At 69.3% G+C, this 19,719-nt stretch carries 19 protein-coding genes, 1 pseudogene and 1 riboswitch; of the genes and pseudogenes, 19 read left to right on the plus strand and 1 reads right to left on the minus strand.

The genetic code is table 11. From position 1 onward, the window contains the following. Positions 1-46: 46 nt before the first annotated feature. The 11 genes from lepB (ACIBB8_RS04355) to ACIBB8_RS04405 all read left to right on the plus strand — a co-directional run bounded on the left by lepB (ACIBB8_RS04355) (position 47) and on the right by ACIBB8_RS04405 (position 9,402). Positions 47-814 carry a signal peptidase I gene (gene lepB, locus ACIBB8_RS04355; protein ID WP_398948911.1) on the plus strand — a complete coding sequence of 256 codons (768 nt, stop codon included), beginning with the start codon at positions 47-49 and terminating at the stop codon, positions 812-814. Further along, positions 807-1,877, plus strand: coding sequence for a signal peptidase I (gene lepB / locus ACIBB8_RS04360; protein ID WP_398948912.1), 1,071 nt, complete (start codon positions 807-809; stop codon positions 1,875-1,877). The genes lepB (ACIBB8_RS04355) and lepB (ACIBB8_RS04360) overlap by 8 nt, the downstream gene beginning before the upstream one ends. Then, positions 1,783-2,676: a signal peptidase I gene (gene lepB, locus ACIBB8_RS04365; protein WP_398948958.1), complete on the plus strand. Its 894-nt coding sequence runs from the start codon at positions 1,783-1,785 to the stop codon at positions 2,674-2,676. Before lepB (ACIBB8_RS04360) ends, lepB (ACIBB8_RS04365) begins: the two co-directional genes overlap by 95 nt. A 51-nt stretch (positions 2,677-2,727) precedes the next feature. After that, entirely contained in the window at positions 2,728-3,477 is a 750-nt protein-coding gene (gene lepB, locus ACIBB8_RS04370; protein ID WP_398948913.1) for a signal peptidase I, read from the plus strand. Next, positions 3,467-3,955, plus strand: a complete 489-nt coding sequence (locus ACIBB8_RS04375) for an NUDIX hydrolase (RefSeq protein WP_398948914.1) — start codon at positions 3,467-3,469, stop codon at positions 3,953-3,955. Before lepB (ACIBB8_RS04370) ends, ACIBB8_RS04375 begins: the two co-directional genes overlap by 11 nt. A 64-nt stretch (positions 3,956-4,019) precedes the next feature. After that, on the plus strand, positions 4,020-4,328 hold the full coding sequence (locus ACIBB8_RS04380; protein ID WP_003965949.1) for a DUF2469 domain-containing protein: 309 nt from the start codon (positions 4,020-4,022) through the stop codon (positions 4,326-4,328). A gap of 121 nt (positions 4,329-4,449) precedes the next feature. After that, on the plus strand, positions 4,450-4,809 hold the full coding sequence (locus ACIBB8_RS04385; protein WP_398948915.1) for a YraN family protein: 360 nt from the start codon (positions 4,450-4,452) through the stop codon (positions 4,807-4,809). Further along, positions 4,809-6,434, plus strand: a complete 1,626-nt coding sequence (locus tag ACIBB8_RS04390) for a YifB family Mg chelatase-like AAA ATPase (RefSeq protein ID WP_398948916.1) — start codon at positions 4,809-4,811, stop codon at positions 6,432-6,434. Before ACIBB8_RS04385 ends, ACIBB8_RS04390 begins: the two co-directional genes overlap by 1 nt. Then, entirely contained in the window at positions 6,431-7,672 is a 1,242-nt protein-coding gene (gene dprA / locus ACIBB8_RS04395) for a DNA-processing protein DprA (protein WP_398948918.1), read from the plus strand. The genes ACIBB8_RS04390 and dprA overlap by 4 nt, the downstream gene beginning before the upstream one ends. Positions 7,673-7,913: 241 nt before the next feature. Further along, positions 7,914-8,750: an RNA polymerase sigma factor WhiG gene (whiG, locus tag ACIBB8_RS04400; protein WP_266981018.1), complete on the plus strand. Its 837-nt coding sequence runs from the start codon at positions 7,914-7,916 to the stop codon at positions 8,748-8,750. A gap of 94 nt (positions 8,751-8,844) precedes the next feature. Then, on the plus strand, positions 8,845-9,402 hold the full coding sequence (locus tag ACIBB8_RS04405; RefSeq protein ID WP_398948959.1) for a TetR/AcrR family transcriptional regulator: 558 nt from the start codon (positions 8,845-8,847) through the stop codon (positions 9,400-9,402). 62 nt (positions 9,403-9,464) lie between these two features. On the opposite strand, the pseudogene ACIBB8_RS04410 reads toward ACIBB8_RS04405, so the two are convergent. Then, positions 9,465-10,040, minus strand: a pseudogene (locus ACIBB8_RS04410) (murein hydrolase activator EnvC family protein); the annotation flags it as partial. Positions 10,041-10,318: 278 nt separating this feature from the next. Between ACIBB8_RS04410 and rpsB the strand changes: the two are divergent. The 8 genes from rpsB to ACIBB8_RS04450 all read left to right on the plus strand — a co-directional run bounded on the left by rpsB (position 10,319) and on the right by ACIBB8_RS04450 (position 19,704). After that, positions 10,319-11,188: a 30S ribosomal protein S2 gene (gene rpsB / locus ACIBB8_RS04415; RefSeq protein ID WP_398948919.1), complete on the plus strand. Its 870-nt coding sequence runs from the start codon at positions 10,319-10,321 to the stop codon at positions 11,186-11,188. A 101-nt stretch (positions 11,189-11,289) separates the two neighbouring features. Continuing rightward, on the plus strand, positions 11,290-12,126 hold the full coding sequence (gene tsf / locus ACIBB8_RS04420) for a translation elongation factor Ts (protein ID WP_366692664.1): 837 nt from the start codon (positions 11,290-11,292) through the stop codon (positions 12,124-12,126). Positions 12,127-12,285: 159 nt separating this feature from the next. After that, entirely contained in the window at positions 12,286-13,062 is a 777-nt protein-coding gene (gene pyrH / locus ACIBB8_RS04425; RefSeq protein WP_266981013.1) for a UMP kinase, read from the plus strand. Positions 13,063-13,246: 184 nt separating this feature from the next. Next, positions 13,247-13,804 carry a ribosome recycling factor gene (frr, locus tag ACIBB8_RS04430; protein WP_093899080.1) on the plus strand — a complete coding sequence of 186 codons (558 nt, stop codon included), beginning with the start codon at positions 13,247-13,249 and terminating at the stop codon, positions 13,802-13,804. After that, the gene (locus ACIBB8_RS04435) at positions 13,804-14,889 is read left to right on the plus strand and encodes a phosphatidate cytidylyltransferase (RefSeq protein WP_398948920.1); all 1,086 of its coding nucleotides are present in this window, start codon (positions 13,804-13,806) and stop codon (positions 14,887-14,889) included. Before frr ends, ACIBB8_RS04435 begins: the two co-directional genes overlap by 1 nt. Positions 14,890-15,478: 589 nt before the next feature. After that, positions 15,479-16,585, plus strand: a complete 1,107-nt coding sequence (gene rlmN / locus ACIBB8_RS04440; protein WP_398948921.1) for a 23S rRNA (adenine(2503)-C(2))-methyltransferase RlmN — start codon at positions 15,479-15,481, stop codon at positions 16,583-16,585. A gap of 41 nt (positions 16,586-16,626) precedes the next feature. Continuing rightward, positions 16,627-16,743, plus strand: a riboswitch (TPP riboswitch). Between the two features lie 73 nt (positions 16,744-16,816). Further along, positions 16,817-17,938 carry a thiamine ABC transporter substrate binding subunit gene (locus ACIBB8_RS04445; RefSeq protein ID WP_398948922.1) on the plus strand — a complete coding sequence of 374 codons (1,122 nt, stop codon included), beginning with the start codon at positions 16,817-16,819 and terminating at the stop codon, positions 17,936-17,938. A 116-nt stretch (positions 17,939-18,054) separates the two neighbouring features. Next, positions 18,055-19,704 (plus strand): ABC transporter permease, encoded by a 1,650-nt coding sequence (locus tag ACIBB8_RS04450; RefSeq protein ID WP_398948960.1) that lies wholly within the window; start codon positions 18,055-18,057, stop codon positions 19,702-19,704. Positions 19,705-19,719 lie beyond the last annotated feature (15 nt).

Raw genomic sequence — 19,719 nt, forward strand, 5'->3', positions numbered from 1 at the left:
CACCAGCTCCCAGCTCCATGGCTCGGCCGGATAAGCTCTGGCCCCGATGGACATGGAAGCAGAGCACACGGAGCGCGACCGCTCTTCCGTACCCGAAGCAGGGGCGGAGGGGAGGTCGCGCTCTTTGCGTATCCCGGACCGGTTCGCCTCCTTGTCGTGGCGGCGTGCAGCCTTTCTCGGCGCCGTCTGCTCGGTCTTTCTGCTGCTCTTCAGTACCTATGTGCTGCAGCCGTTCCTGATCCCCAGTGGCTCGATGGAGTCCACCTTGCGGGTGGGGGACCGGGTGCTCGTCAACAAATTGGCGTACCGTTTCGGCTCCGTACCGCACCGCGGTGACGTGGTGGTCTTCGACGGCACCGGATCCTTCGTCCAGGTGGCGCCCGCCGAGAACCCCGTCACCGGGCTGCTGCACGGCGCGGCAGCGTCCCTGGGGCTGGCGGAGCCTGCCGAGACCGACTTCGTGAAGCGGGTGGTGGGTGTGGGGGGCGACCGGGTGGTCTGCTGCGACAAGCGGGGCAGGATCGAGGTGAACGGGCAGCCGGTGGACGAGGACTATCTCCATTCCGGCGACGACCCGTCCCGGGTGGCCTTCGACATCGTCGTCCCTGACGGCAGGCTGTGGATGATGGGCGACCACCGGAGCAACTCCCGCGACTCCCGTGACCATCTCGGAGAGCCCGGCGGCGGCATGGTGCCGGTCGACATGGTCATCGGCCGGGCGGACTGGATCGGCTGGCCGCTGGGCCGGCTGGGCTCGATCCCGGAGACCCGCGCCTTCGACTCCGTACGGGTACCCGGCGGGACGCATGGGTAACCGAGGACGGGCAAGCGGCGCGTCCGACGCCGACGATCCGCTGCCGACCGGCACCAGGCCGACGGGCGCGCGCTCGCTGCCGACCCGGGCGGAGCGGCGCAAGCTGGCACGCCGGGTCAAACGGCGACGGCGCAGGTCCGCCGTGAAGGAGATACCCCTCCTCATCACCGTGGCGCTGCTCATCGCACTCGTCCTCAAGACGTTCCTGGTGCAGGCCTTCGTGATCCCGTCCGGGTCGATGGAGCAGACGATCCGGATCGGCGACCGGGTGCTGGTGGACAAGCTGACGCCCTGGTTCGGATCCAGGCCCCAGCGCGGCGACGTGGTCGTCTTCAAGGACCCGGGGAAATGGCTGGGACAGGAGAACGTCGCGAAGAAGGATCCACCCGTCGTGGTCAAACAGGTGAAGGAAGTGCTGACCTTCATCGGGCTGCTGCCGTCCGACGACGAACAGGACCTGATCAAGCGGGTGATCGCCGTCGGCGGTGACACCGTGAAGTGCTGCGACAAGGACGGCAGGGTCACCGTCAACGGCGTACCGCTCGACGAGCCCTATCTGCATCCGGGCAATCCGCCCTCCACGCTCAAATTCGAGGTAAAGGTTCCGGCCGGCCGAATCTTCGTCATGGGCGACCACCGCTCCAATTCCGCCGATTCGCGCTATCACCTGGACGAGCCGGATCACGGCACGGTCTCCGAGGACGAGGTCGTGGGGCGGGCTGTTGTCATCGCCTGGCCCTTCGGGCACTGGCGGAGACTGGAAGAGCCCGAGACGTTCGCTTCGGTCCCGGACGCGCGCGCCGGGACGTCGGTGGCGTACGCACCGTCGAATAGTGTGTCGTCCCAGGACCTCGATGGAATGGTCCGGCTCCCGACCCCTGCGGAACTCCCGCTCGTTATGGGAGTGGTGGGCCTGCACCGACCAGGGGGCAGGCGGTGGCACGGAGTGAGGAGTGGATGTGGGGGATTTGGTGGTCGGCGCACGATCCGGACACGACGAATCCGAGGACCGGCCCGAGAGCGAAAGGTCTGCCGAGGCGACGCCGGGCCGGGCGGAGAGTGACGGCGACTCCCCCGACGGTGGTGGCAGGGCTCCGGGGAAGCCACGCTCCTTCTGGAAGGAGCTGCCCCTGCTTATCGGCATCGCGTTGATTCTGGCGCTGCTGATCAAGACGTTTCTGGTGCAGGCGTTCTCGATTCCCTCGGACTCGATGCAGAACACGCTCCAGCGGGGCGACCGGGTGCTGGTCGACAAGCTGACCCCCTGGTTCGGCTCCGAGCCGCAGCGCGGCGAGGTCGTGGTCTTCCACGACCCGGGCGGTTGGCTGGTGGACGGCGAGTCGACGCCGGAACCCAACCTCGCGCAGAAGTTCCTCAGCTTCATCGGGCTGATGCCGTCCGCCGAGGAGAAGGACCTGATCAAGCGGGTCATCGCGGTCGGCGGCGACACGGTGGAGTGCAGGAAGAACGGGCCGGTCGTGGTCAACGGCAAGGCGCTGGACGAGCAGTCGTTCATCTACCCGGGAAACACCCCCTGCAACGACGAGCCGTTCGGTCCGATCACGGTGCCCGAGGGCCGTATCTGGGTGATGGGTGACCACCGTCAGAACTCCCTGGACTCCCGCTACCACCAGGAGCTTCCCGGTCAGGGCACGGTCTCCACGGACGAGGTGGTCGGCCGGGCCATCGTGGTGGCCTGGCCGATCAACCGCTGGGCGACCCTGCCGGTCCCGAGCACCTTCGACCAGCCGGGACTGAGCGCCGCGATGGGGATGGCGCCGGGAGCACTCGGTGTAGCCGGCGCGCTGCCCCTCGTGTTGTGGCGCCGCAAGAGGCTGACCGCCGGGCGTACTGCCGGGTAGGGTGCCGACTCGGATCAGCGATTGTCGATCTCCGAGGTGGGGGACGCTGGGATGAGTGGAACAGGACGTACGGCTGACGGCCACGGCCGGCTCGGCAGCATGCTGTCGGGGCTGGCCGTGGCCGTCGGCTGTGTGCTCTTCCTCGGCGGGTTCGCCTGGGCGGCGGTGGTGTACAAGCCGTACACCGTGCCGACGGAATCGATGACGCCGACGGTGAACGCGGGTGACCGGGTGCTCGCGGAGCGGGTGGACGGCGCCGAGGTGCGCCGCGGTGACGTGGTGGTCTTCAAGGACTCCGCGTGGGGCGACATGCCCATGGTGAAGCGGGTCGTGGGCATCGGTGGCGACAGGATCGCCTGCTGCGAGAAGAACGGCAGGCTCACCCTCAACGGCAAGCCCATTGAGGAACCGTATCTGCAGACCAAGGACCTCGCCTCGGTGAAGAACTTCACGGCGGAGGTGCCCAAGGGGCAGCTCTTCCTCCTCGGCGACGAGCGCAGCGGCTCCCTGGACTCCCGGGTCCACCTCGACGACCCGGGGCAGGGTTCGGTACCGCGCAGTGCCGTCCAGGCCCGGGTGGACGCCATCGCCTGGCCGATGAACGGGATGATCGAGCGACCGCAGGCGTTCGCGGACCTTCCCGGCGGGGTGTCGAAGCCCGGACCGCTGAGGCTGCAGATCGGGGCCGTGCTGGCGGGTGTGGTCCTCATTGTCGGCGGCGCGGTGTACGGGCCGATCGCGGCGCGGTCCGCACGGAGCAGGCGCGGACAGGGCGGGAAGGTGCCTGCGGGTGCCCGCTGAGACCCGGAAGGTCGCACGGGTGATCCTGCTCGACCCTGACGACCGCATTCTGCTGATGCACGGCTACGAACCGGGCAACCCCGACGTCACCTGGTGGTTCACGCCCGGAGGCGGCCTGGAGGGCGACGAGACCCGCGAGGAGGCCGCGCTGCGCGAACTCGCCGAGGAGACCGGGATCACGGACGTCGAGCTCGGCCCCGTGCTGTGGCAGCGCATCTGCTCCTTCCCGTTCGACGGGCGGCGCTGGGACCAGGACGAGTGGTACTACCTGGCACGAACCGCGCAGACCGACACGGATCTGAGCGGGCTCACAGGGCTGGAACAGCGCAGTGTCTCGGGCCTGAGGTGGTGGACGTGCGCCGAACTGTCGGCGGCGCGTGAGACGGTGTATCCGACCAGGCTCGCCGGGCTGCTGCGCACGCTGCTCGACGAGGGTCCGCCACGTACGCCAGTGGTTCTGGCCCCCGAAATCGTCTGAGCCTTCGGGGGCGCGGGAGCCTGGCGCACAATAGGTGGACGCACGGCTGAAGGGGAACATGCCAATGAGCGCCGAGGACCTCGAAAAGTACGAGACCGAGATGGAGCTGAAGCTCTACCGGGAGTACCGAGATGTCGTCGGTCTGTTCAAATATGTGATCGAGACCGAACGGCGTTTCTACCTCACCAACGACTACGAGATGCAGGTGCACTCGGTTCAGGGGGAGGTCTTCTTCGAGGTGTCCATGGCGGACGCGTGGGTCTGGGACATGTACCGGCCCGCCCGGTTCGTCAAGCAGGTACGCGTCCTGACCTTCAAGGACGTCAACATCGAAGAACTCAACAAGAGCGATCTCGAACTCCCGGGCGGCTGAGCCGCCCCGGCGGTCGCCCGTCCGTCCGGGTGACGGAGTTGTCCACAACCACTGAGTTGTCCACCAAGATCCACCAGCGGGGCTCGGACACGTCAGAGTCGGTGCCGGAGGTGGTGCCGACATGAACGCACGGGGGGCACTCGGGCGGTACGGCGAGGATCTGGCGGCGCGGCTGCTGACCGACGCCGGCATGGCCGTACTGGAACGGAACTGGCGCTGTCGCGCGGGCGAGATCGACATCATCGCGATGGACGGGGACGCGCTGGTCGTCTGCGAGGTCAAGACCCGCAGGGCGGGGGCGTTCGAGCATCCGATGGCGGCCGTCGGCCCGGTCAAGGCGGACCGGCTGCGGCGGCTCGCCGAGATCTGGCTCGACCGGAACGGCGGCCCGCCGCCGGGCGGGGTGCGGATCGATCTGATCGGCGTGGTGCTGCCCAGACGGGGCGCGCCGGTCGCCGAGCATGCGCGCGGGGTGGCCTGATGGGGTTCGCGCGGGCGTGTTCGGTGGCGCTGGTCGGCGTCGAAGGTGTGGTGGTGGAGGTCCAGGCGGACCTGGAGCCGGGGGTGGCGGCGTTCACCCTGGTCGGTCTGCCGGACAAGAGCCTGGTGGAGAGCCGGGACCGGGTCAGGGCCGCCGTGGTCAACTCCGGGGCCGAGTGGCCGCAGAAGAAACTCACGGTCGGGCTCTCCCCGGCTTCCGTGCCCAAAGGAGGCAGCGGCTTCGATCTGGCTGTCGCGTGTGCCGTACTCGGTGCGGCCGAGCGGATCGATGCCTCGGCCATCTCCGATGTGGTGATGATCGGGGAGCTCGGCCTCGACGGCCGGGTGCGGCCGGTCCGTGGTGTGCTGCCTGCCGTGCTCGCCGCGGTGGAGGCGGGGTACCGGAAGGTCGTCGTGCCCGAACAGACCGCCGGCGAGGCGGCGCTGGTGCCCGGGGTTTCGGTCCTCGGAGTGCGGAGCCTGCGGCAGCTGATCGCCGTGCTCAGCGACGAGCCGGTGCCCGACGAGCGGGAGAGTGACGAGGAGGGACGCCCCTCCACGATGCTGGCGGGGCTGATGGTGCCGGGCGCGGGCATCGGCACCGGGCTGGCACGGGTTTCCGCACAGGGCGAGGGGCATCGCCCGGACCTGGCGGACGTCGCCGGCCAGGAGACGCCGCGTCTGGCCCTCGCGGTCGCAGCGGCGGGCGGGCATCATCTGCTGCTCTCCGGACCCCCGGGCGCGGGCAAGACCATGCTGGCCGAGCGGCTGTCCGCGATTCTGCCGACCCTGACCCGGCAGGAATCCCTGGAGGTGACCGCGGTGCACTCGGTGGCGGGCATACTGCCGCCGGGCGAACCGCTGGTCACCCGGGCGCCCTATTGCGCACCGCACCACTCGGCGACGATGCAGTCCCTGGTCGGCGGGGGGAACGGATTGCCGAGGCCGGGGGCGGTCTCGCTGGCCCACAGAGGTGTGCTGTTCCTGGACGAGGCGCCGGAGTTCTCCGTCCGGGCGCTCGACGCGCTGCGCCAGCCGTTGGAGTCGGGGCATGTGGTGGTGGCGCGCAGCGCCGGGGTGGTGCGGCTGCCCGCCAGATTTCTGATGGTGCTGGCGGCCAATCCCTGCCCCTGCGGGCGCCACACCCTCGTCGGCGCCGGTTGCGAATGCCCGCCCTCCTCGGTCCGGCGCTACCAGGCGAGACTTTCCGGGCCGCTGCTCGACCGGGTGGATCTGCGGGTGGTCGTCGCACCGGTCACACGCGAGGACCTGATGAGCCGGGGAGGCCGGGGCGAGTCCACGGCCGTCGTTGCGGCAAGAGTACGGGAAGCCAGGGCACGGGCGGCAGAACGACTTGCGGGCACGGGATGGACCACCAACAGCGAGGTGCCCGGCCATGAGCTGCGAACCCGGCTGCTCGCGGCGCCGGGGGCGCTCATGGAGGCCGAACGGGACATGGAGCGGGGACTGCTCACCGCGCGGGGGCTCGACCGGGTGCTGCGGGTGGCGTGGACCGTCGCCGATCTGCGCGGCGCGGATCGCCCGGAGGCGTCCGATATCGCGGTGGCCCTGGAACTGCGGACCGGGGTCGCCCGGGGAGCCTTGGCCCGGGGCGGGGCGTCATGACGCCGGAGTCGGTGGGAGACCGCGAATCAGGGCGCGGGCAGGAGGCGGTGGACGGCCGGCAACCGGTACGTGCGCCGGGGACGGTGGGGGAGCGGGAGCGGCTGGCACGGGCTGCGCTGACCCGCGTGCTGGAGCCGGGGGACGAGCACGGTGGCCGCTGGCTGCGCCAAGTCGGTGCCGTTGAGCTGATGCGGCGGCTCACGGCCCGGGATGGGACCGCGGAAAAGCTGAGCGGCATGACGCCGAAGCGGCTCGCCGGATACCGGTTGCGGGTCGGGTCCGCCGAGCCCGAGCGGGACCTGGCGGCGGTCGCTGCGGTGGGCGGCCGCCTGGTCTGTCCCGGTGACCCGGAGTGGCCCAGCCAGCTCGACGACCTGGGCGACTCCAGGCCGACCGCGCTCTGGGTGCGGGGCCGGCCCGATCTGCGGCTCTGGGCGCTGCGTTCCGTCGCCGTGGTCGGCGCCCGCGCCTGCACTCCGTACGGGGCGCATATGGCGGCGAGCCTCGCTTCCGGGCTCGCGGAGCTGGGGTGGGTGGTCGTGTCGGGCGCCGCGTTCGGGGTGGACGGGGCGGCACACCGCGGCGCACTCGCGGCCGGCGGGGCGACCATGGCGGTCCTGGCCTGCGGTGTCGACGTCGCCTATCCCCGAGGCCACGCCGAGCTGATCGGACGCGTGGCGGAACAGGGTCTGGTCATCGGCGAGTTGCCGCCGTCCGATCATCCGACACGCAGCAGATTCGTCCTTCGGAACAGGGTGATTGCCGCGTTGACGCGGGGAACGGTCGTGGTGGAGGCGCAATACCGCAGCGGCTCGCTGGTCACGGCGCGCAGGGCTCAGCAGCTCGGACGCTTCACCATAGGGGTTCCGGGACCTGCCACCAGCGGGCTGTCGGCCGGTGTCCATGAACTGCTCCGGGGTGAAGGCGTCCTGGTCACGGACGCCTCGGAGGTGGTCGAACTGGTGGGGGACATCGGTGATCTCGCTCCCGTCCGACGCGGCCCTCTGCTTCCCAGAGACCTGCTGGACGCCGTCTGCGCCCGGATCCTCGACGCCCTCCCCTCCCGCGGTTCCGTCAACGCGACGGACGTCGCACGCACCGCGGGGACCGGCGCCGACGAAGCGCTCGGCAAGTTGTACGAACTCCACTCACTGGGGTTCGTCGAACGTGATGGCGATGGATGGCACTTGACGCGGCGGTCGGCATGCGATGGGGACGCGCGGCGAGGCGGTCCTTGACCTGGAGCATTCGGGTGAAAAGGTGATGCTGATGACCTCAGGGGATCCTTCAGCGACCCCTCCGGGACCGCTGCACAGGCGACGGGCCCGGAGCGTAGTCGTGTCCGTTCCCCCAGAAGTACCCGGCACCGATGCTCTATCCTGCGCGGACCGCGACGCTTCAGTCACGCTACGCTCACAAGGAATCCGGCTCAGACACAAGTCCCCCAGCACTTCACAGCAGAACGGCTCAAGGCACCACATGCCCCAGCACACCTCCGGGTCTGACCGCGCAGCAGTGCCACCCGCTGCGCGTGGCACTGTGCGCCCCCCTGCCCCCTCCTCGCTCGACGAGTTGTGGCGTTCGTACAAGTCCACGGGCGACGGCCGGCTGCGTGAGCAGCTGATCCTTCACTACTCGCCGCTGGTGAAGTACGTCGCGGGCCGGGTGAGCGTGGGACTGCCGTCCAATGTCGAGCAGGCGGACTTCGTCTCCTCGGGAGTCTTCGGACTGATCGACGCGATCGAGAAGTTCGACATCGAACGGGCCATCAAGTTCGAGACGTACGCGATCACGCGCATCCGCGGCGCGATGATCGACGAGCTCCGGGCGCTCGACTGGATCCCGCGCTCCGTCCGGCAGAAGGCGCGGGCCGTGGAGCGCGCCTACGCGACGCTGGAGGCGCAGCTGCGGCGTACCCCGTCCGAGGCGGAGGTCGCGGCGGAGATGGGCATCGCGCTGGAAGAACTGCATGCGGTTTTCAGCCAGTTGTCGCTGGCGAACGTGGTCGCGCTGGAGGAGCTGCTGCATGTCGGCGGCGAGGGCGGCGACCGGCTGAGCCTGATGGACACCCTTGAGGACACCGCCGCCGACAATCCGGTGGAGGTCGCCGAGGACCGTGAGCTCCGTCGGCTGCTCGCCCGGGCGATCAACACGCTCCCGGACCGCGAGAAGACCGTCGTCACCCTCTACTACTACGAGGGGCTCACCCTTGCCGAGATCGGCAACGTGCTCGGGGTGACCGAGAGCCGGGTCAGCCAGATCCACACCAAATCGGTGCTGCAGCTCCGCGCGAAACTGGCCGACGCAGGACGTTGAGCAGGCGTCCGGCCGGGCGATGTCGGCTGCCCGCGCCCTTCTCGAACACCCGCCGCCGTAGAGTGGGTCCGTGCCCAGGATTCGAGCGGCCTCCGTGGCCGAGCACCGGACCATGCAGCGCGGCGCCCTCCTGGACGCTGCCCGCTCCCTGCTGTCCGAGGGCGGTACGGAGGCGTTGACCTTCCCCGCTCTCGCCGAGCGCACGGGCCTTGCACGGTCCTCCGTCTACGAGTACTTCCGTTCCCGCGCGGCCGTCGTCGAGGAGCTGTGCGCTGTCGACTTCCCCGTCTGGGCGGCCGAGGTCGAGAACGCGATGGAGCGGGCACAGACGCCCGAGGAAAAGATCGAGGCGTATGTACGCCGCCAGCTCGATCTGGTCGGGGACCGGCGGCACCGAGCTGTCGTCGCCATCTCGGCGAGCGAGCTGGACGCGGGCGCACGGGAGAAGATCCGGGCAGCGCACGGCGGGCTGATCGCCATGATCGTCGAGGCGCTCGGTGACCTCGGCCATGAACAGCCGAGGCTGGCGGCGATGCTGCTGCAGGGCTCGGTGGACGCCGCCGTGCGCCGTATCGAACTGGGCGTGGCGGAAGCGCCCGGGGTGATCGCTGACACCGCCGTTGCCATGATCCTGCGGGGTGTACGGGGCTGACGCCCGTACCCGGCCGCCGCGACGAGGAGCACGGCAGGGGCTGCGTACCCGACGGCATCCGGCGCCCGCGGCTCCGGTACGCCGAAGACCGGCAGCAGCCGCGAAGGACCCCGCCGCAGCAGCGCCGGAGGCAGCAGCGACAGCGGATCCAGATACGCGTCACCACGCCGCAGCCCCCAGTGGAGACACCCGGACTCGCAGTGGAACGGCCCGTCCTCCATGACCGCGACCGTCTGGCCGGCGCGGACCTCCTCACCTTCCGAGACCAGCGCCCGCACCGGCTCGTACGTCGTGCGCAGCGGCAGATCACCGGTCCCCGCCACCTCGATCGCCAGCACCCCCCGTCCCGCGACGCGCCCTGAGAACGAGACCCGGCCGTCGGCGGCGGCTCGCACCCGGGCACCCGGCGCGGCGGCGAGGTCGACGCCTCGGTGCCCCCGCCCGTAGGTGCCGGCCGGTGGCTCCCATCCCCGTACGACCACGGGCCGCCCCGCCAGCGGCCACGCGCGCCCGCCGTTTGGCGTGGGGTCGTCCGCGGCGGCGGCGCCCGCACCGCACAGCATCGTGAGCACGGTCATGAACGCCGCCACGAGCGCCGCCCGGGCGCGGTGAGCCGTCGGTTCTGGTGTGGATCGCATGACCCGAACCGTTCCGCACCCGGCGGATCCGTGGGGATCATGGACCGGATCTGTGGACTACTCGCCGGTTGTGGACAGCGCCGTCACCCGGCACTCGGCGGGTCCCGTACACTTCTTGTGGCGATCCGGGTCACCGGGTCGACTTCGCACGCCCCGCCACCTCCCTCTCCGCGGACGGTGGCCGCGCTCCTCGGTCCCTTGTGGCACGGCGCGTCGGGGCGTCAGGCGCGACCGCAATCCTGCGGTTGCGACAACCGAGTACCTCAAGGAGTACGGCCATGGCCGTCGTCACGATGCGGGAGCTGCTGGAGAGCGGCGTCCACTTCGGTCACCAGACCCGTCGCTGGAACCCGAAGATGAAGCGCTTCATCTTCACCGAGCGCAACGGCATCTACATCATCGACCTGCTCCAGTCGCTGTCGTACATCGACCGCGCCTACGAGTTCGTCAAGGAGACCGTCGCGCACGGCGGCTCCATCATGTTCGTGGGTACGAAGAAGCAGGCCCAGGAGGCCATCGCCGAGCAGGCGACGCGCGTCGGCATGCCGTACGTCAACCAGCGTTGGCTCGGTGGCATGCTCACCAACTTCTCCACCGTCTACAAGCGCCTTCAGCGTCTGAAGGAGCTTGAGCAGATCGACTTCGAGGACGTGGCCGCCTCCGGCCTCACCAAGAAGGAGCTTCTGGTCCTCTCCCGCGAGAAGGCCAAGCTGGAGAAGACCCTCGGTGGTATCCGCGAGATGCAGAAGGTGCCCAGCGCCGTCTGGATCGTCGACACCAAGAAGGAGCACATCGCCGTCGGTGAGGCGCGCAAGCTCCACATCCCGGTCGTCGCGATCCTCGACACCAACTGCGACCCCGACGAGGTCGACTACAAGATCCCGGGCAACGACGACGCGATCCGCTCCGTCACCCTGCTCACCCGCGTGATCGCCGACGCCGTCGCCGAGGGCCTCATCGCCCGTTCCGGCGCCGCGACCGGCGACTCGAAGCCGGGCGACAAGGCTGCCGGTGAGCCGCTCGCCGAGTGGGAGCGCAACCTGCTCGAGGGCGACAAGAAGGCAGACGCCGAGGTGCAGGCGTCCGCCGAGACCGAGAAGGCCGAGGCTCCGGCCGAGGCTCCGGCCGCGGACGCCGAGCAGGCCTGACAACTCCGTCACGGCTGAATGACGGCGGGGGCCGGTGCCACAGGCACCGCTCCCGCCGTTCACCCGTAGATCTTTCAGACTTCGAGAGAGAACACAGACTCATGGCGAACTACACCGCCGCTGACGTCAAGAAGCTCCGCGAGCTCACCGGCGCCGGCATGATGGACTGCAAGAAGGCGCTCGACGAGGCCGACGGCAACGTCGACAAGGCCGTCGAGGAGCTCCGTATCAAGGGTCAGAAGGGCGTCGCCAAGCGCGAGGGCCGTTCTGCCGAGAACGGTGCCGTCGTCTCCCTCATCTCCGAGGACAAGACCTCCGGCGTCCTGCTCGAGCTGAAGTGCGAGACGGACTTCGTCGCCAAAGGCGAGAAGTTCCTGGCCGTCGCCGACGCACTCGCCGCCCACGTCGCCGCGACCTCGCCGGCCGACCTGGCCACGCTGCTCGCCTCCGAGATCGAGGCCGGCAAGACTGTTCAGGCCTTCGTCGACGAGGCCAACGCCAACCTCGGCGAGAAGATCGTCCTGGACCGCTTCGCGCAGTTCACCGGCGGTTACGTGGCTGCGTACATGCACCGCACCATGCCCGACCTCCCGCCGCAGGTCGGCGTCCTGGTCGAGCTGGACAAGGAGAACGCCGAGGTCGCCAAGGACGTCGCGCAGCACATCGCCGCCTTCGCCCCGAAGTACCTCAACCGCGACGAGGTCCCGGCCGAGACGGTCGAGAACGAGCGTCGTGTCGCCGAGGCCACCTCTCGCGAGGAGGGCAAGCCCGAGGCCGCCCTTCCGAAGATCGTCGAGGGTCGCGTCAACGGCTTCTTCAAGGACGTCGTCGTCCTGGAGCAGGCGTTCGCCAAGGACAACAAGAAGTCCGTCCAGAAGGTCCTGGACGAGGCCGGTGTCACCCTGAAGCGCTTCTCGCGCATCAAGGTCGGCATCTGAGTCCGTCCGCGAAAAACGGTGGACCCCCATAGGGTCCAGTGCAGTCGTCGGCCGCACACCCGCCGTACGACCGCAGATCTGACGAGGAGGCCATTGCCGCTGAGGGACACCAGACCCACCGGCAATGGCCTTCTTCGTATGTGCACGAGGAGAATCTCCATGAACAAGGGCGCGGACGCCGCCAAAGGTGACCACAAGCGCGAGGACGGCAAGGTGGCCGGACGCTTCATGCTGAAGCTGTCCGGGGAGGCATTCGCTGGCGGCGGGGGTCTCGGCGTTGACCCCGATGTCGTACACGCCATTGCCCGGGAAATCGCAGCTGTCGTCCGGGGCGGCGCGGAAATCGCGGTTGTCATCGGCGGCGGCAACTTCTTCCGCGGCGCCGAGCTCCAGCAGCGCGGCATGGACCGGGCCCGGTCCGACTACATGGGCATGCTCGGCACCGTCATGAACTGCCTGGCACTCCAGGACTTCCTGGAGAAGGAAGGCATCGACTCCCGCGTCCAGACCGCCATCACCATGGGGCAGGTCGCGGAGCCGTACATCCCGCTGCGCGCCGTGCGTCACCTGGAGAAGGGACGCGTCGTCATCTTCGGCGCCGGTATGGGCATGCCGTATTTCTCCACCGACACCACCGCCGCCCAGCGCGCCCTGGAGATCGACGCCGAGGGCCTGCTCATGGGCAAGAACGGGGTGGACGGGGTCTACGACTCCGACCCGAAGACCAACCCCGACGCGGTGAAGTTCGACGCGCTGGAATACAGCGAGGTGCTCGCCCGCGATCTCAAGATTGCCGACGCCACCGCCATCACGCTCTGCCGTGACAACCAGCTGCCGATCCTGGTCTTCGAGCTGACCGCGGCCGGAAATATCGCCCGCGCCGTCAAGGGTGAGAAGATCGGCACGCTCGTGAGTGACCAGGGCACCCGGGCCTGACAACCGGGGGGCCGCCCGGGGGGAATCCCCCGACGGCCCGGGGGCCGGCCGGGGATTCCCCCGGGGGACGGTTCCGAAGGATGGACAACGGCCTGCCGGTCGGACACCGTGCAGGTGAGGACGCGACGCAGGACCCGCCGGGCCCGAGCACGCCGGGCCCACTCAAGACACGCAGGAGCACGTGGTGATCGAAGAAACCCTCCTCGAGGCCGAGGAGAAGATGGAGAAGGCCGTCGTGGTCGCGAAGGAGGACTTCGCCGCGATCCGCACCGGCCGTGCGCACCCGGCGATGTTCAACAAGATCGTCGCCGACTACTACGGCGCGCTGACCCCGATCAACCAGCTGGCCTCTTTCTCGGTTCCCGAGCCGCGTATGGCCGTCGTGACGCCGTTCGACAAGAGCGCGCTGCGTAACATCGAGCAGGCCATCCGCGACTCCGACCTCGGCGTCAACCCGAGCAACGACGGCAACATCATCCGAGTGACCTTCCCCGACCTCACGGAGGAGCGTCGTCGCGACTACATCAAGGTCGCGAAGACGAAGGCCGAGGACTCCAAGATCTCGATCCGGGCCGTCCGCCGCAAGGCGAAGGAGACCCTGGACAAGCTGGTCAAGGACAAGGAGTCCGGCGAGGACGAGGTGCGCCGCGCCGAGAAGGAGCTCGACGACACCACTGCGAAGTACGTCGCGCAGGTCGACGAGTTGCTCAAGCACAAGGAAGCCGAGCTGCTCGAAGTCTGATGAACGACTCTTCCTGGGGCGCCCCGCAGGGAGCCGGCTACGGGGGTGCGCCCGAGATGAGGGCGGCCCCGGCAGGTCCTGCATACGATGTGCATGACGCCCAGCAGACACGGCCCATGCCCATCGTGCCGGACGTTCCCGATGCAGGTAGAGACGCTGACGGCCGTGACGACCGGTACGGGGGAGCCGCCGGCCGGCGCGGCGGTCCTCCGTACCGTGACGAGAAGCAGCAGGAGCCCATGTCCACCGCGCCGCCGCCCCCGCAGAAGAAACGTGCGGGTCGTGACCTGCGAGCCGCCATAGGGGTCGGTGTGGGGCTCGGGGCCGTCATCGTCGCCTCGCTGTTCATCGTGAAGGCCGTCTTCGTCGGCGTGATAGCCATCGCCGTCGTCGTCGGCCTCTGGGAGCTCACCTCCCGGCTGCAGGAGCGCAAGGGCATCAAGGCGCCGCTCGTACCGCTCGCGATCGGCGGCGCGGCGATGGTCGTGGCCGGCTATGTGCGCGGAGCCGAGGGCGCCTGGGTCGCCACGGCCCTGACCGCTCTGGCGGTGCTCGTCTGGCGGATGACCGAGCCGCCCGAGGGGTATCTCAAGGACGTCACGGCCGGTGTTTTCGCCGCGTTCTACGTACCCTTCCTGGCCACCTTCGTCGCGATGCTGCTGAGCGCCGACGACGGGGCGCAGCGGGTCCTCACCTTCCTCCTGCTGACCGTGGTCAGCGACACGGGCGCGTACGCCGTCGGCTGGCGCTTCGGTAAGCACAAGCTCGCGCCGCGGATCAGCCCCGGGAAGACCCGGGAGGGACTGTTCGGAGCCGTCGCCTTCGCGATGGTCGCCGGTGCGCTGTGCATGCAGTTCCTGATCGACGACGGCACCTGGTGGCAGGGGCTGCTGCTCGGCCTGGCCGTCGCTGCCAGCGCCACCCTGGGTGACCTGGGCGAGTCCATGATCAAGCGGGATCTCGGGATCAAGGACATGGGCACGCTGCTCCCCGGTCACGGCGGGATCATGGACCGACTGGACTCGCTGCTGCCGACCGCTCCGGTGGTCTGGCTGCTGCTGGTGCTCTTCGTCGGCTCCGGCTGAGAAGCCGGGTCCATCCCGGCCTGACTTGCGTTTTTATGAGTGAGGGTCCGTTGTCCACAGAACGGCGGGCCCTCACTCGTCTGCCTGCGCGACGATCCTGCCCTCGGCAGGCGCCGGCCTCCACGGGGGCAGTGGGCTGTTGTGCGCACCACGTGAGCGTCGTGCGATCGGTCACGGTCCGCGGGCGCGACCGGGCCGTGTGTGAGCCGTCGGCATGGCGACCGGCAAGGGGCGCCGTCGCCGGGGCGCGGTCCCGCCCTGTCCCGCCTGAGAGCCTGTCGGGCGACCTCTGATCGGGCGGCCATGGCGTGGCACGCACGCTTCCGGCGTTGCCGAGAAGCCCCAGGGCGTGTTTCGAAAGTCCCGCCTGCCTGGCGGCGGACGGCGCTCTTTTCGAAACACGCCCTGGTAGCTCCTTCCCCGAGCTCTCAGCTTCGTTCGAGCAGGGGAGACTCCATCCGAGGCCCTCCCGGCGCCTTGGAATCGCACGCACCACGCCGCGTCCGCTCTCCGGTCGAAGGTCACCCGACAGGCTCTGAGCCGGCGACGACGGCTGGCACCACGGCGTGTCTGCGACACTGGAGGAACCATGCCTAAGCCCGGAGAACTCACTTTCGTCGCGCCCCGCGGAGCCAAGAAGCCACCGCGGCACCTCGCCGACCTCACGCCCGCCGAGCGCAAGGAAGCCGTCGCCGCGGTCGGCGAGAAGCCGTTCCGCGCGCAGCAGCTGTCGCAGCACTACTTCGCGCGGTACACGCACAACCCGGCCGAGTGGACCAACATCCCGGCCGGTTCACGGGACAAGCTCGCCGAGGCGATGTTCCCCGACCTCATGTCCGTGGTCCGGCACATCAGCTGCGACGACGACACCACCCGTAAGACGCTGTGGAAGCTGCACGACGGAACGCTGGTCGAGTCCGTCCTGATGCGCTACCCGGAGCGGGTGACGATGTGCATCTCGTCGCAGGCCGGATGCGGGATGAACTGCCCGTTCTGCGCGACGGGGCAGGCCGGTCTGGACCGCAATCTGTCGACCGCCGAGATCGTCCACCAAATCGTGGACGGCATGCGTGCGCTGCGCGACGGAGAGGTTCCGGGCGGGCCTGCGCGGCTCTCCAACATCGTCTTCATGGGCATGGGTGAGCCGCTCGCCAACTACAAGAGGGTGGTCGGCGCGATTCGCCGGCTGACCGACCCGGAGCCGGACGGTCTCGGTCTTTCGCAGCGCGGCATCACCGTCTCCACCGTGGGCCTGGTGCCGGCCATGCTGCGCTTTGCCGACGAGGGCTTCAAGTGCCGTCTCGCCGTCTCGCTGCACGCGCCGGACGACGAGTTGCGGGACACGCTCGTGCCGGTGAACACGCGCTGGAAGGTACGCGAGGTGCTGGACGCGGCGTGGGAGTACGCAGAGAAGTCCGGCCGCCGGATTTCCATCGAGTACGCGCTGATCCGCGACATCAACGACCAGGCCTGGCGCGGTGACCTGCTCGGCCGGCTCCTCAAGGGCAAGCGCGTCCATGTCAACCTGATCCCGCTCAACCCGACGCCCGGCTCGAAGTGGACCGCTTCCCGGCCCGAGGACGAGAAGGCGTTCGTCGACGCGATCGCCTCCCACGGAGTGCCCGTGACCGTGCGGGACACCCGCGGCCAGGAGATCGACGGGGCCTGCGGGCAGCTGGCGGCATCCGAGCGCTGAGGCCGAAAGGGCCCGTGTAACCTGGGCCCGAAATCAACTTCATATTCCGACAGGGGAGCGCCACAGCGCTGAGAGTGCGGCACCGAGGACAGGTTGGCCGCAGACCCTCTGAACCTCGCCCGGGTCATTCCGGGTAGGAAGTTCGGTCATCAACTCATGCTGTTGCGCCCTGCCCGCTTCTCCAAGGGCAGGGCCGCGTCTCTTCCTGGTCAAACCCAGGAGGAATTCATAATGAGCACCACCCGCACCACTCGTGGGACCAAGCAGCTCGCGGCGACGGCCCTCGCCGCCGCGCTCGGCGTCACGGCACTCGCCGGCTGCGGCAGTTCCGACGACTCGGCGTCAGGGGCCGGTGACACGAAGGATTCCGGCTCCAAGATCGTGACGCTTGTCAGTCACGACTCGTTCAACGCCTCCAAGGACGTGCTGAAGGCGTTCACGAAGGAGACCGGCTACACGGTCAAGGTGCTGAAGAGCGGTGACGCAGGCGCTGCCCTCAACCAGGAGATCCTGACCAAGGGTTCCCCGCGCGGGGATGTGTTCTTCGGCGTCGACAACACGCTGCTCTCCCGCGCCCTCGACAACGGACTGTTCACCCCGTACGAGGCGAAGGGCATCGACCGGGTCGCGGCCGATGCCCAACTGGACGCGGCCAAGCACCGGGTCACTCCGATCGACACCGGCGACATCTGCATCAACTACGACAAGAAGTACTTCGCCGACAAGAAGCTCGCGCCGCCGAAGACCTTCGACGACCTGGCGAAGCCCGCGTACAAGAACCTTCTCGTCACCGAGAACGCCGCGACCTCGTCGCCCGGTCTCGGCTTCCTCCTCGGCACCGTCGCCACCTACGGCGAGAGCGGATACCAGGACTACTGGAAGAAGCTGAAGAGCAACGGCGTGAAGGTGGTCGACGGTTGGGAGCAGGCGTACAACGAGGAGTTCTCCGGGTCCGCGGGCGGCAAGAAGGCCAAGGCGGACCGGCCGCTCGTCGTCTCGTACGCCTCCAGCCCGCCGGTCGAGGTGCTCTACGCGAAGCCGCAGCCGAGCGAGGCTCCGACCGGCGTCGCGACCGGGACGTGCTTCCGTCAGATCGAGTTCGCCGGTCTGCTGAACGGCGCGAAGAACGAGGCGGGCGGCAAGGCGCTGCTGGACTTCCTGATCAGCAAGAAGTTCCAGGAGGACATGCCGCTCAACATGTTCGTGAGCCCCGTCACCAAGGACGCGAAGCTGCCGGAACTCTTCACGGAGTTCGGCGCCACGGTCGACAGGCCCACCACCGTGGCCCCGGCCGTCATCGCCAAGAACCGTGAGCAGTGGGTCCAGTCGTGGTCCTCGCTCGTAGTGAAGTAGCGAAGAGTCCCGTACGCGGTCCGGGCGCGGGCGGGAAGGGTTCGCGCGCCCGGACCGGGCTCGCGGATCCCCGGAGCGCGGGGGCGTGGCGGGGGAGCGCGGTGCGGCTCGGTCTGATGGCCGTGCCCGTCGCGTTCTTCGCGCTGTTCTTCGCCTATCCCGTCGTCGCGATCGTCGGCCGCGGGCTGAAGGCCGACGGCGCCTGGCAGTTCGGCCGGATCGGCGAGGTGCTGTCCCGGCCGGACATTCTCGACGTCCTCTGGTTCACCACCTGGCAGGCCCTCGCGTCGACCGCGCTGACCCTGTTGATCGCGCTGCCCGGCGCGTATGTCTTCGCCCGCTTCGACTTCCCCGGCAAGCAGGTGCTGCGGGCGGTCGTCACCGTGCCGTTCGTCCTGCCGACCGTCGTCGTGGGGACGGCCTTCCTGGCGCTGCTGGGGCGCGGCGGTTTCCTCGACGAACTGGCGGGCGTGCGTCTCGACACCACGGTGTGGGCGATCCTGCTCGCCCATGTCTTCTTCAACTACGCGGTCGTCGTGCGGACCGTCGGAGGACTGTGGTCGCAGCTCGACCCGCGGCAGGAGGAGGCCGCCCGGGTGCTGGGCGCCGGGCGGTTTGCGGCGTGGCGGCGGGTCACTCTGCCGGCTCTCGCGCCCGCGGTGGCCGCCGCCGGGCTGATGGTCTTCCTCTTCACGTTCACCTCCTTCGGGGTCGTGCAGATCCTCGGCGGTCCGGGCTACTCCACGCTGGAGGTCGAGATCTACCGGCAGACCGCCCAACTCCTCGACCTTCCGACGGCCGCCGTGCTGACGCTGGTTCAGTTCGCCGCGGTCGGCGCGATCCTGGCCGTGCACGCGTGGACCGTGCGACGCGGGGAAACGGCGCTGAAGCTGGTCGATCCGGCGCACACCTCCCGCAGGCCGCGCGGCACCGGGCAGTGGGCGCTGCTCGGCGGGGTCCTGGTGACGGTCCTGGTGCTGATCCTGCTGCCGCTCGGAGTGCTCGTGGAACGTTCGCTGGACACCCCCGGCGGCTACGGCTTCGGCTACTACCGCGCCCTGCAGTCCGCGGAGGCGAGCGGCAGCACGTTCCTGGTCGCACCTCTCGAAGCGATCGGGAACTCAATGCGGTACGCGCTGGTCGCGACTGTGATCGCGCTGATCGTCGGCGGGCTCGCGGCAGCCGCGCTGACGCTCCCCCAACCTCGAACAGACTCGGCCGGGGGGACCCCCCTGGCCGGGCGGCTGGTCCGGGGTTTCGACGCGCTGCTGATGCTGCCTCTCGGGGTGTCCGCGGTCACCGTCGGCTTCGGTTTTCTGATCACGCTGGACAGGCCTCCGCTGGACCTGCGGACATCGTGGATCCTGGTGCCGCTCGCCCAGGCGCTGGTCGGCGTTCCCTTTGTGGTACGGACGATGCTGCCGGTCCTGCGGGCGGTGGACGTCCGACTCCGGGAGGCGGCGGCGGTGCTCGGGGCGTCGCCGCTGCGGGCCTGGCGCGAGGTCGATCTGCCGCTGGTGCGAAGAGCGGTGCTGGTCGCGGCGGGCTTCGCGTTCGCCGTGTCGCTCGGCGAGTTCGGGGCGACAGTGTTCATCGCGCGGCCCGACAACCCGACCCTGCCGGTGGCCGTGGCGCGGCTGCTGGGACGCTCCGGGGAGCTCAACTACGGGCAGGCGATGGCGCTCAGCACGATTCTGATGCTGGTGTGCGCGGTGTCGCTGCTGCTGCTCGAACGTATCCGCCCGGACCGGTCCGGGGAGTTCTGACGATGCTCGGGGTGT

Source organism: Streptomyces sp. NPDC051286 (assembly GCF_044455345.1).
GTDB lineage: Bacteria > Actinomycetota > Actinomycetes > Streptomycetales > Streptomycetaceae > Streptomyces.

Coding starts and splice junctions, on each gene's coding strand:
- ACIBB8_RS04445 (WP_398948922.1), top strand. CDS start 16,817: ATGAGCACCACCCGCACCACTCGTGGGACCAAGCAGCTCGCGGCGACG.
- ACIBB8_RS04385 (WP_398948915.1), top strand. CDS start 4,450: ATGAACGCACGGGGGGCACTCGGGCGGTACGGCGAGGATCTGGCGGCG.
- ACIBB8_RS04450 (WP_398948960.1), top strand. CDS start 18,055: ATGGCCGTGCCCGTCGCGTTCTTCGCGCTGTTCTTCGCCTATCCCGTC.
- pyrH (WP_266981013.1), top strand. CDS start 12,286: ATGAACAAGGGCGCGGACGCCGCCAAAGGTGACCACAAGCGCGAGGAC.
- lepB (WP_398948912.1), top strand. CDS start 807: ATGGGTAACCGAGGACGGGCAAGCGGCGCGTCCGACGCCGACGATCCG.
- rlmN (WP_398948921.1), top strand. CDS start 15,479: ATGCCTAAGCCCGGAGAACTCACTTTCGTCGCGCCCCGCGGAGCCAAG.
- tsf (WP_366692664.1), top strand. CDS start 11,290: ATGGCGAACTACACCGCCGCTGACGTCAAGAAGCTCCGCGAGCTCACC.
- whiG (WP_266981018.1), top strand. CDS start 7,914: ATGCCCCAGCACACCTCCGGGTCTGACCGCGCAGCAGTGCCACCCGCT.
- ACIBB8_RS04390 (WP_398948916.1), top strand. CDS start 4,809: ATGGGGTTCGCGCGGGCGTGTTCGGTGGCGCTGGTCGGCGTCGAAGGT.
- dprA (WP_398948918.1), top strand. CDS start 6,431: ATGACGCCGGAGTCGGTGGGAGACCGCGAATCAGGGCGCGGGCAGGAG.
- lepB (WP_398948911.1), top strand. CDS start 47: ATGGACATGGAAGCAGAGCACACGGAGCGCGACCGCTCTTCCGTACCC.
- lepB (WP_398948913.1), top strand. CDS start 2,728: ATGAGTGGAACAGGACGTACGGCTGACGGCCACGGCCGGCTCGGCAGC.
- ACIBB8_RS04435 (WP_398948920.1), top strand. CDS start 13,804: ATGAACGACTCTTCCTGGGGCGCCCCGCAGGGAGCCGGCTACGGGGGT.
- ACIBB8_RS04380 (WP_003965949.1), top strand. CDS start 4,020: ATGAGCGCCGAGGACCTCGAAAAGTACGAGACCGAGATGGAGCTGAAG.
- rpsB (WP_398948919.1), top strand. CDS start 10,319: ATGGCCGTCGTCACGATGCGGGAGCTGCTGGAGAGCGGCGTCCACTTC.